Origin of the sequence: Polaribacter vadi, from assembly GCF_001761365.1 — a bacterium.
GTDB lineage: Bacteria > Bacteroidota > Bacteroidia > Flavobacteriales > Flavobacteriaceae > Polaribacter > Polaribacter vadi.
The window spans coordinates 1,541,457-1,553,734 of record NZ_CP017477.1 but is presented as its reverse complement, the minus strand read 5'-3'; the positions used below and the strand labels follow the sequence as shown (position 1 = coordinate 1,553,734).

The 12,278-nt window shown below is 29.4% G+C and carries 8 protein-coding genes; 4 read left to right on the top strand and 4 right to left on the bottom strand.

From position 1 onward, the window contains the following. Positions 1 to 3: 3 nt before the first annotated feature. Positions 4 to 966, top strand: coding sequence for a YpdA family putative bacillithiol disulfide reductase (locus LPB03_RS06940; protein ID WP_065318779.1), 963 nt, complete (start codon positions 4 to 6; stop codon positions 964 to 966). 150 nt (positions 967 to 1,116) lie between these two features. Continuing rightward, a complete protein-coding gene (locus tag LPB03_RS06935) occupies positions 1,117 to 1,782 on the top strand; it encodes a class I SAM-dependent methyltransferase (RefSeq protein WP_065318610.1) in 666 nt (221 codons plus the stop codon). 98 nt (positions 1,783 to 1,880) lie between these two features. On the opposite strand, the gene LPB03_RS06930 is transcribed toward LPB03_RS06935, so the two are convergent. Further along, positions 1,881 to 3,425 (bottom strand): LA2681 family HEPN domain-containing protein, encoded by a 1,545-nt coding sequence (locus LPB03_RS06930; RefSeq protein WP_065318611.1) that lies wholly within the window; start codon positions 3,423 to 3,425, stop codon positions 1,881 to 1,883. A 323-nt stretch (positions 3,426 to 3,748) separates the two neighbouring features. Next, positions 3,749 to 6,634, bottom strand: coding sequence for an aminomethyl-transferring glycine dehydrogenase (gcvP, locus tag LPB03_RS06925; protein WP_065318612.1), 2,886 nt, complete (start codon positions 6,632 to 6,634; stop codon positions 3,749 to 3,751). 184 nt (positions 6,635 to 6,818) lie between these two features. Between gcvP and LPB03_RS06920 the strand changes: the two genes are divergently transcribed. Next, complete coding sequence (locus LPB03_RS06920; RefSeq protein ID WP_065318613.1) at positions 6,819 to 7,640, top strand: UbiA prenyltransferase family protein; 822 nt, start codon at positions 6,819 to 6,821, stop codon at positions 7,638 to 7,640. Between the two features lie 139 nt (positions 7,641 to 7,779). Beyond that, positions 7,780 to 9,672 carry a phosphoglycerate dehydrogenase gene (serA, locus tag LPB03_RS06915; RefSeq protein ID WP_065318614.1) on the top strand — a complete coding sequence of 631 codons (1,893 nt, stop codon included), beginning with the start codon at positions 7,780 to 7,782 and terminating at the stop codon, positions 9,670 to 9,672. A gap of 68 nt (positions 9,673 to 9,740) precedes the next feature. Here the strand turns inward: serA and LPB03_RS06910 are convergent, their stop codons facing one another. Together LPB03_RS06910 and LPB03_RS06905 are read right to left on the bottom strand one after the other, a co-directional pair. Beyond that, positions 9,741 to 11,000, bottom strand: coding sequence for a C40 family peptidase (locus LPB03_RS06910; RefSeq protein WP_065318615.1), 1,260 nt, complete (start codon positions 10,998 to 11,000; stop codon positions 9,741 to 9,743). 11 nt (positions 11,001 to 11,011) lie between these two features. After that, on the bottom strand, positions 11,012 to 12,199 hold the full coding sequence (locus tag LPB03_RS06905; RefSeq protein WP_065318616.1) for an SH3 domain-containing C40 family peptidase: 1,188 nt from the start codon (positions 12,197 to 12,199) through the stop codon (positions 11,012 to 11,014). Between the last annotated feature and the right edge of the window lie 79 nt (positions 12,200 to 12,278).

Below are 12,278 nucleotides of genomic sequence, written 5' to 3'. Positions count from 1 at the left end.
TGTATGGAAGAATTAGACATTTTAATTGTTGGAGGTGGACCCATAGGAATTGCCTGTGGTTTAGAAGCAAAGAAAAAAGGACTGAGTTATTTAATTCTTGAAAAAGGGCCTATTGTAAATTCGCTCTATAATTACCCAACAAATATGCAGTTTTTCTCTTCGTCAGAAAAGTTAGAGATTGATGAAATTCCATTTATTAGTAAAGAAGCAAAACCAAATAGGAGTGAAGCTTTAGAGTATTATAGAAGGATAACCACATCCAACAAATTGAATATTAATTTGTTTGAGAAAGTGAATTCTGTTATTAAAAATGAAAATATTTTCGACATAAAAACAAACAAGAATACTTATAAGGCTAAAAATGTGGTGGTTGCTACTGGTTTTTATGATATTCCGAAAACGCTAAACATTAAAGGCGAAGATTTAGAAAAAGTTTCTCATTATTATAATGATCCTCATTTTTATGCAGGTCAAAAAGTTGCGATCATTGGTGCTAGTAATTCAGCTATTGATGCAGCTTTAGAATGTTATAGAAAAGGAGCAGAGGTTACATTAATTATTCGCGGAGAAGAAGTTGGTCAGCGTGTAAAATATTGGGTTCGTCCAGATATTATCAATAGAATTGAAGAGGGCAGTATCAACGCTTTTTATAACAGTGAAGTTGTAGAAATTAAAGACACAGAAATTAAAATTGAAACTCCAAAAGGCATTGAAACTCTTCAAAACGATTTTGTTTTAGCATTAACAGGTTACAAACCTAATTTTAGTTTTTTGCAAAGTATGGGTATTAAATTATCTCAAGATGAACAAAAAATACCAGTTTACAATGATGAAACAATGCAAACAAATATTAAAGGAATTTATTTAGCAGGTGTAATTTGTGGTGGAATGGAAACGCATAAATGGTTTATTGAAAATTCTCGAATTCACGCAAAAATGATTGTTAAGAATATACTAGGAAAGTAAATTTAAGATATTTAATTTTTCATATGTTTTTGTCATTCTGAAAGAATTCCACACACAGTTATCTATAATGTAAGTTCAAGTGATTTCGATTTTTTTCATCGAAATTGAATCGAGAACATTTTTAAATCTCACATTCTGAATTATACTCAAATGGAAAACCCAAAAAAAATCAAAAAACCTTGGCCAACAAAAAAGGCGATGGAACAGATTTACGATCAAAATCTTTGGGGAGATAACAATACCGAATTTTATTCTGGTTTTGGTTCTCACAATCCAGCAATTGTAAATCCGTATGTTGAGGTTGTTAAACAGTTTTTAACTTCTTTTGAAAAGCCAATCACTGTTTTAGATTTAGGCTGTGGCGATTTTAATATCGGAAATCAATTTGTAGAATTCACAAAAAAATATATTGCTGTTGATATTGTCGAGAATCTTATCATTTATAATCAAGAAAAATTTAAAGCCGATCATTTAGAATTCAAATGTTTAGATATTGCAAAAGACGATTTACCAAAAGCAGATTGTGTAATCATAAGACAAGTTTTGCAACATCTTTCAAATGCAGAAGTTCAAAAGGTTTTAGATAAATTAGCTGATTTCAACTATATAATTCTCACAGAACATATACCAAAAGGGATTTTTACACCTAATAAAGATATTATCTCAGGACAAGGCATCAGACTAAAAAAACAAAGTGGATTGGATATTTTAAAACCACCTTTTAATTTTGAGGTAAAAGAGAAAAAAGAGTTACTAGTTTTTGACTTAGAAGATAATAAAGGTTTGATTACAACTACTTTTTATAAAGTTTTTTAAGGAACTGTTTTCTTTGAAACGAATAAATGTATTTTGAAATTAGTTGTAATAATATTTCTAAATCTATTTTTTATATTCGGATGTTAGTTACTGCGTATTCATTTTAATGAAATTGTAGGTATCGTATTTTTATTATGAGATGTCTCATTTGTAATAGTTTCCAATCTAATACAATAAACATAACTAAAAATAGCAGCTCTAGTTAATTGTAAAAGCTGAATAGTTTTTTCCTTAAACTCATTAATATCTATTACAGCAACAAAATCAGGATCATCATAAATATTTAATAAATCAGGACTTTCATTACTTGTGTCTTTTAGAATTAATAAATTATGTTCTAGCTTATTTCTCCAGTTTTTGAAATGCCTTAATTCTCCAGTTTTAGTATTTAAGTCACAAGCAATACTATAAAGAGCATTTAAGTGGATATTCTTCTGTTTTTCAAGTACTGGCTTTCTTTTTTTTTCATTCCAGAATCTTTCAAAAAATATATTTCCTCCATCTACTCCATAAATTTTACAGATTCCTAAAGCGATTTTATCTAATATGCCATAGCAAATTCGGTAACTTGTTCTTAATGTTTCACTTTTTGAATTAATAATTTCTCCTTCCAATAGTTCAGAAAACTCAACATCATAATCAAAAGCTCTTTCGGTATTAGATTTATAATAATTCCATCTTGCAAATGCGAATTCAGACTTAATTCTGTTAAGTAATAACTCAAGTTTTGGTAATAAACTATTTTTGAATAATACATTTTGAACGCCAATTTGTATATCATCTGTTTTAGATGCTATACAAGGGCAGTAGACAGCATGTTCGTTTAAAGTTAAAAAATTGTCTATGCAAAATTGCCTAAATTCAGAAAGTTCATTGTATTCAGATTTAGTTTTTTCTAATTCTTTACCTAAATTTTCTACAGAGAAACCTTGATTTTCAATAATTTTCTTTTTCTGGTTCATTTCATATAAGCTTTTTTGATAAACTTCATATGGAATGCTATTACTTTGTATTCCTTTATAGTATGATAAATATATTTGAGTGTATAAGGCAATACTAATTGGGCAGTTAGTAACCGTTGATAAATAATCTAGATAGTTTGCCCTAGATATTAAAGCTTGATTATAATTAGGTTGGACTTTTAAAACTGTATCAAGTAATTGAATAGCTTCAATAATTCGATTAGTATACATTAAAGCACTAGATAAATTAATTATTATTTGATGAAAAAGAGAGTCTTTAGGAGTAGCTTTTTTAAAAGCCATCCAATATAGGTTTATAGGTTCTTGAAATTCAGTAAAACTTGTATATATAGAATGAACACCTTTATTTTCTGAATAAAATATTTTTGCTAAACCTTCTTTTGCATTTGCTAGGTTATAATAATAGCTTTCTTTAGTAATTACTTTTTCAAATAATAACTCATTTTTTTCATAAAATTCAATTCCCTTTTTTAAGTCGTTTCTATTGAAGCTCTCTCTACCTAAATCAATTAAAATTCCATATAATCGTAACTGATAGAGTATTTCATCTGTATTATTTTCATTACAGTTTTCAACTAAGTTTTCATTAAGTATTGTTCTTACTTTTTCAAATTGTCCTGAATCTAATAATTCATATAAGTTTTGATTGTTTGTAATCATTATTCAGAGCATTTTTTTAGTTGTAGCCAACTCGTTATAAAGTAACTTTTAATACGCATATCCCGTAAATTTCACGTATATAGTACTTTTTATATTATTGAAATCTGTAAAGATAATTTATTTAAATTAGTATCGAATAGACTTCAACAAACTGCCACAATTATTATCCTTTTTAGAACTATAAAGTTAGAAAATTTCATCAACAAAAAAACCGTTTCAAATAACTGAATTTACATCAGCAAAATGAAACGGTTTTAATGTTGTAAATTTATCAACTATAAAACACACAGTTGATAAAAATACTTATTTGTAGGAATTGCCTACTACATGTAATCTTCAATTGGGTTACAAGAACAAATTAAGTTTCTATCACCAAAAGCATCATCTACTCTTCTCACAGTTGGCCAAAATTTATTATCAGCAATATACTCTAGAGGAAAAGCTGCTTGTTTTCTAGTGTATGGATAAATCCATTCATCAGCAGTTAGCATTTCTTGAGTATGAGGAGAATTTTTTAACGGATTATTTTCATTCTCTGAAGAAGCATTTTTAATTTCTTCACGAATGGCAATCATCGCATCACAAAAACGATCTAATTCAGCAATAGATTCAGATTCTGTTGGCTCAATCATCATAGTTCCATTTACAGGAAACGAAACAGTTGGTGCATGAAAACCATAATCCATCAATCGTTTTGCGATATCTACAACTTCAATTCCGTTGTTTTTAAATTCTCTACAATCAATAATCATTTCATGCGCTGCACGTCCTTTTTCTCCAGTATATAAGGTTTCATAATGTCCATTTAAACGTTCTTTGATATAGTTTGCGTTTAAAATTGCCATTTTAGTAGCATTTGTTAAACCTCTAAAACCTAACATTGTAATATATCCATAAGAAATTAAACACACTAAAGCAGAACCCCAAGGAGCTCCAGAAATAGCTGTAATTGCTTGTTTTCCTCCAATTTTTACAATAGGATTTGTAGGTAAAAAAGGCACCAATTGTGGAGCAACACAAATTGGACCCACTCCAGGACCTCCTCCTCCATGAGGAATTGCAAATGTTTTGTGTAAGTTTAAATGACAAACGTCTGCACCAATTGTTGCAGGATTTGTCAATCCAACTTGTGCATTCATGTTGGCTCCATCCATATACACTTGGCCTCCATGCTTATGAATTATTTTTGTAATTTCTTGAATCTCACTTTCAAAAACTCCATGAGTTGATGGATAAGTAACCATTAATGCAGCTAAATTATCTGCATGTAATGCTGCTTTTTCACGCATATCCTCAACATCAATATTTCCATTTTCGGCAGTTTTGGTCACAATTACTTTCATACCAGCCATTACAGCAGAAGCAGGATTTGTACCATGAGCAGAAGCAGGAATTAAACAAATATTTCTATGTGATTCGTTTCTTGATTGGTGATAAGCTCTAATAGTCATTAAACCAGCAAACTCTCCTTGTGCACCAGAATTTGGTTGCAAAGAGGTACCAGCAAAACCTGTAATAATATTTAATTGATGTTCTAATTTTTGTAAAACTTCTTGGTAACCTTGTGCTTGATTTAAGGGCACAAAAGGATGAATATTTCCCCATTGAGGATTGCTTAAAGGCAACATTTCTGAAGCTGCATTTAATTTCATAGTACAAGAACCTAAAGAAATCATAGAATGATTTAACGCCAAATCTTTACGCTCTAATTTCTTTATATAACGCATCATCGCTGTTTCAGATTGATACGTGTTAAAGATTTCGTTTTCTAAAAATGGTGTATTTCTTGCAACATTATCAGCAATTACTTCAAAATTTGAATGGAAAGGTTTTTCCGTTAAAATTTGAGAAAAACTTCCACTAAAATCATCGTTTAAAGGATTTGGACGAGGTTTTAATTGTCCAAAAATCGTAAACAACTGCATTAAATCTTTCTCTGTAGTAGCTTCGTTAATAGAAATTGAAACCAAACTATCAGAAACATAATTAAAGTTTACTTTAAAAGATTCTGCAACAGGTTTTAATCTCAATGCATCAATTTCTACTAAAAGTGTATCAAAATAAGAAGAGTTTAGTTGCTTAAAACCAGCTTTCTCTAAATAATTTGCTACTAATTTTGTTTTGTTATGTACAGAATCTGCAATAAACTGAATTCCTTTTTTTCCGTGAAAAACAGCATACATTCCAGCCATAACAGCTAATAAAACTTGTGCAGTACAAATGTTACTGGTTGCTCTTTCACGTTTAATATGTTGTTCTCTGGTTTGCAATGCCATTCTTAAAGCACGCTTTCCATTCATGTCTTTAGTAACCCCAATAATTCGTCCAGGAATACTTCTTTTGTATTCGTCTTTAGTGGCAAAAAATGCTGCATGAGGACCTCCATAACCTAAAGGAATTCCAAAACGTTGTGAAGTACCAACTACCACAGAAGCTCCAAATTCTCCTGGTGCTTTTAATTTTACAAGTGATAAAATATCTGCAGCAACTGCTACTTTAATATCATTTTCGGTTGCTTTTGCTACAAAGCTTTCATAATCAAAAATTTGCCCTAATTTACCTGGATATTGTAAAACAGCACCAAAATAATCATCTCCAAAATCAAAATCTTCATGACTTCCAATGACTAATTCAATACCAATTGGTGTAGAACGTGTTTGTAAAATTGATAAAGTTTGTGGTAAAATTTCATCAGAAACAAAAAACTTATTGGCACCAGCTTTTTTCTTTGCACGCTCTCTAACGTCAAACAATAAAGCCATAGCTTCAGCAGCAGCAGTACTTTCATCTAGTAAAGATGCATTTGCTAATTCCATTCCTGTTAAATCGCAAATCATCGTTTGGAAATTTAACAATGCCTCTAAACGTCCTTGGGCAATTTCTGCTTGGTAAGGAGTATACGCTGTATACCAACCTGGATTTTCTAAAATATTACGTTGAATTACACTTGGCACAATTGCCTCATGATAGCCTAAACCAATATAACTTTTAAAAACTTTATTTTTATTAGCTAATTCATTAATATGTTGCAAATATTCATATTCACTCATTGCAGGAGCCAAATCTAAATCGGTTTTTAAACGGATATTATCTGGAACAGTTTCATTAATTAATTGCTCCAAACTATCTGCTTTAATAGTCTGTAACATTTTTTCTTGCTCCTTTTTATTTGGGCCAATATGTCTTAACTGAAACGAATTTGTATTCATTAAATAAAGTTTTAAATAATTATAATTCAATCGATTTCGGTTTTAAAAATCCTTATGGAATCTACCGAAATTTAATTTTGCAAAAATAGACATTCTTTGTCTTAAAAATTGCCTAAAAAGGGGTGTTGTAGATTTAATTATTAACTATATAGATTAATTATAAACAAAAAGTTATTTTTGTTCTATGAAGTTTTTAAAACTGGTTTTTAATTTTTATATCAACGCAAGTATTCATGTTGCATTCGCTGTTTTTGCTTTTTTAAAAATTACAGAAACTTATTTTAATTTACCAAGTAACATCCATCTAAATTTTTTCATTTTTTTTGGAACAATCACAGGTTACAACTTTGTAAAATATGCAGGAGTTGCAAAACTGCATCATAAAAGTTTAACAGATAGCTTAAAAATAATTCAAATTTTTTCGCTTTTTTGTTTTATAGCCATGTGTTATTTCGCTTTTCAAATCTCCATAAATACGGTCTATGTTACCATTCCATTTACTGTATTAACTTTTTTATATGCAGTTCCTTTTTTAAGTGGATTCGAAAAAACATTAAGAGAAGTTAGTTACTTAAAAATTATTGTAGTTGCATTAGTTTGGGCAGGCTTTACAGTTTTAATTCCTTTGGTAGATGCAGGTCAACAAATTACCTTAAAGGCTGTTTTGTTAATCATACAACGTTTTTTGATTGTAATCGTTTTAATTTTACCATTTGAAATTAGAGATGTAAAATTCGATGCGATTTCTCTGCAAACAATTCCTAAGCAAATAGGCTTAGAAAAAACTAAAAAATTAGGCTTAATATTATTAGTAATCGCTTTAGTTTTAGAGCATTTATCATCAGAAACAAACTTTTTAGTGATGCCTTTTATGGGGTTCTTTTTTATGTTGATATTATTATTGATGAGAGCCGAAATCAATCAATCTAAATATTATAGTTCATTTTGGGTAGAAGCTTTGCCAATCATTTGGTGGTTCATTATTTTAGGATTTGATAATATTTAACAGCAATCAACTACATTATTATAATCTTTTTAAATAAAACTATCAAATTAAATTGATATGATAAAACTGAATACAAACTTCTTAAATCCCTTCTATATTTGTAGCTTTACAGACTTAAATTCAACCAAGAATTATAGCAATGATTACTACAAAAAGAAATTATGTTTTCGATTTTGATAGCACTTTAACACGTGTGGAGGCTTTAGATGTTTTAGCAGAAATCACACTAAAAAACAATCCTAAAAAAGAGGAGATTATCCAAGAAATCATCGACATTACCAATTTAGGAATTGATGGCGAAATCTCTTTTACAGAATCCTTAGAAAGAAGAATTAAACTACTAAATGCAAACAAAGCTGATCTAGCAAAATTAGTATCAGATTTAAAAATGCAAGTGTCATCATCCATAGAAAGAAATAAAGAATTTTTTCAAAACTATGCAGATGATATTTATGTAATTTCCTGTGGATTTAAAGAATTTATAGACCCAATTGTTAAGGAATATAATATTCCTTCAGAAAGAGTGTATGCAAATACATTTGAGTTTGCAACAGATGGAAAAATTATTGGTTTTGATGCCAACAATCCACTTTCTCAACACAATGGAAAAATTAAGTGTTTAAAAGACATGCAGCTTGATGGAGAAATACAAGTAATTGGCGATGGTTATAGCGATTATGTAACTCGAGAAGCAGGTGTTGCAGACAAGTTTTTTGCATATACAGAAAATGTTTCCAGAAATAAAACGACAGAAAACGCAGACCATATTACCCCAAATTTAGACGAATTTTTATACATAAACGATTTGACAAGAAATATCTCTTATCCGAAAAATAGAATTAAAATATTATTATTAGAAAACGTACATCCAGATGCTTTTAAAAAGTTGTCTACAGATGGTTTTTCTGTAGAAACGGTTTCTAAAAGTTTGTCTGAAGACGAATTGATAGAAAAAATAAAAGATGTACATGTTTTAGGAATCCGTTCTAAAACAAATGTTACCAGAAAAGTGGTGGAAGCTGCAGAAAGATTAATGGTAGTTAGTGCATTTTGTATTGGTACCAAACAAATCGATTTAGAAGCGTGTAAAGAAAATGGTGTTGTTGTATTTAATGCACCTTATAGCAATACACGTTCTGTAGTTGAATTGGCAATTGGCGAAATTATTATGTTAATGCGTTCTGTTTTTCAAAGAAGTACAGAAATACATAATGGTCAGTGGCAAAAAACTGCAGATGGTTCTAGAGAAGTTCGTGGTAAAAAACTGGGAATTGTAGGGTATGGAAATATTGGTAAGCAACTTTCTATTTTGGCAGAAGCTTTAGGAATGGATGTTTATTATTATGATGTAGAAGATACTTTGGCTTTAGGAAACGCAACAAAAGTGAGTAAACTATCAGATTTATTAGCAATTTCTGATGTGGTTACTTTGCATATTGATGACAATTCAGCGAACAAAAATTTTATTGGAGAAACAGAAATTTCTCAAATGAAAGATGGTGCTCATTTGGTAAATCTTTCACGTGGTTTTGTAGTTGATATTCCTGCTTTAGTGGCTGCTTTAAAAAGTGGAAAGTTAGCAGGAGCTGCTGTAGATGTATATCCAGAAGAACCAAGAAAAAATGGTGAATTCCATACAGAGTTACAAGGCTTGCCTAATGTTATTTTAACACCTCATGTTGGAGGAAGTACAGAAGAAGCGCAGAGAGATATTGCAGATTTTGTGCCTGGAAAAATTATGGCATATATAAATTCAGGAAATACGGTTGATGCTGTAAACTTTCCAAATATTCGTTTGCCAAGACAAGTAAATGCGCACAGATTTTTACACATCCATAAAAATGTGCCAGGAATTATGGCAAAAATCAACAAGATTTTAGCTAAATATGATTTAAATATTACAGGTCAGTATTTATCTACAGATCCTAAGGTTGGCTATGTAATTACAGATTTGGATAAAGAATACAATAAAGAAGTACTTGATAAATTACGAAATGTAGAAGGCACTATTAAGTTTAGAGTGTTATATTAGGACTTTTTTTATAAAATGATAAAACCTCACAAATTTTAAAATTTGTGAGGTTTTTTTGTGTATTTATTTTAAAATATTTTGTTTGACTTGACTTTATATAAAGGGTAAAACCTGCTTATGGTTTTCTTGTCAATGCTATAATTCTTCAAATCAATAATATTATTGTCATTAACACCCAAATATCTTTTGCTTTTTAAATACCTATTTTTATTAAATTGGTCATAGTTTGGTTGTTTTTCGTCCATAGAAGATATGCGAGTATTTTCAGAGATGTGAATAAACTCTTGTTTATCATTTCCTAACCAAATGCCAACATGGCTTGCAGTTTTTTGCTTTTCTTCAATAGCTTTTTCACCAAAAAATAACAAATCTCCTTTATCTAATTCAGTAAAATCAAGATTTTTATCTACAGTTTTGCCAACTTTTATTTGTTGTTCTATGTTTTTTGGAATTATAAAACCATTCATTAAATAAACCATTTTCACAAAACCACTAGCATCCATTCCTTTAGTTGATGCTCCATTCAATAAATAAGGAGATTCTAATAATGATTTTGCAACATTTTCAATATTGTGCTGCCTTCCTTTCATTAAGTCATTAGAAGCTAAGTTTTTCAACCATATATCGTAAGGAAAAGCTTCGTTTTTCAACAAAAATCCTTTTTTCTTATCAGGATATTCAACTTCATAATATTTTTCATGATTAGAAACCAACTTTAAAATACTGCCTAAGGTAATTTCGGAAACAGTTTCTTTGAAATCTTTATCACTATAAACGAAACCATGTTTTTCAATAAATATTACTTTTTTTGATTGATTCCATTCTGTAAAGTCAACCTTATTCATGTTAATAATATCCTCTTTAGCAACCCAAGAAATGTATTTGTCAGGTGTTTGTATTCTGTAAAAATCACCTTTTTTATCAATTACTTTTAATGGCATACCCAACAAAGCTTGATTTGCTAACTTAGCAGAAATTTTTGGTTGATTTCTTGTATTAATTACTGGTTTTTTTACGACACCAAACCAATTGCTACCAACAGCAGAATCTGGTAAAACACGTACTTTGTTTTTGTATTTTATATGTTTATGAGATAAACTATTTTTAATTTTATAATATCCTGAAAGTGTAGTAACTTCTCCTGTTAATACTAATTTATCATTTTTAGTATTAAATTCAATATCAAACAATTCAGTATTTTTATCTGGAGCATATTCAACTTTTAAAATGGAATAAATCAACTTAACTCTTTTCAAGTCTTGAGAATTGTCATTGCAAGAAATCAGTAAAAAAAATATGAGAATAAAAGCAACTTTTAAAAATTTCATAACTTTCCTTTTTACAACTTCAATTTAGCTTTCAAATCAATAATATTCTTATCCTTTACCCCTAAATAACGTCTACTTCCTAAATACCTGTTTTTATTCATTTCATCAAAATTAGGTTGAGTTTCATCCATAGAAGATATATGTATATTTCCAGAAGAGTGAATAAATTCCATCTTTTCATTGCCTAACCAAATGCCAACATGAACCACTTTTTGCTTTTTGTTTTCTTCGGCTTTTGTTCCGAAAAAAAGCAAATCTCCTTTTTGTAAATCAGCAAAATCCAATTTATTATCTACAATTTTACCAGCATTAATTTGTTGAGAAGCATCTCTAGGAATTACAAAACCGTTCATTAAATAAACCATTTTCGTAAAACCACTGCAATCCATTCCTTTACTAGAAGTTCCTCCCCATAAATAAGGAAAACCTATCATCGATTTTGCAGATTTTTCTATATTTTCTTGAGATGCAACTAAATTGATTAACCAAGATTCGTAGTTTACAGCTTCCGCTCTTTTTATAAAACCTGTTCTTTTATCAGGATATTCAACTTCAAAAAAGTTGTTGCTAATTCCTATAAACTTTAAAATTCCACCTAAAGTTATATCAGAAATAATTTCAGAATTTTCACTTGTATCAGCATATACATATCCAAAATTTTTGGTAAAGATTACTTTTTTACGATTGTTCCAGGCATCAAACTCACCTTTATTCATTCTATGAATCCCACCTTTATCAACCCAGGAAATATACTTATCTGGCGTTTGAATTCTATAAAAATCACCATTTTTATCTAATATTTTTAAAGGCATTCCTAACAAACCCTGTGTGCCTAATTCAGCAGAATGTTTAGGTTCAGAACGTATATTTATTACAGAATTATTGGCGATCGCAAACTTATCATTCCCAATAACTGTGTCAGGTAAAATTCTAATTTTGTTTATAAAATCGATATCCAAACTTTTTAAACTGTCTAATAATTTTTGGTAACCAATTTTGGAATCAGTCTCACCACTTACCACAATTTTATTGTCATAATAATCTAACTCAATATCATAAATAGCCACTCTTTTATCTGGAGCATATTCTTTTTTAATACTTTCATTTACACCTTTTAAACCTGTAACTAAGAGCGAATTATTGTTGCAAGACAAACAGATAAAAACAAATAAAAGCAGTAAATTTTTAAACAATTTCATTTAATATCTTTTAAAATTTAAAAAAAATAAAGATAGCAATTTATTTAAGCAAAAAATTCGTTCAGAATGGCAATTGTTT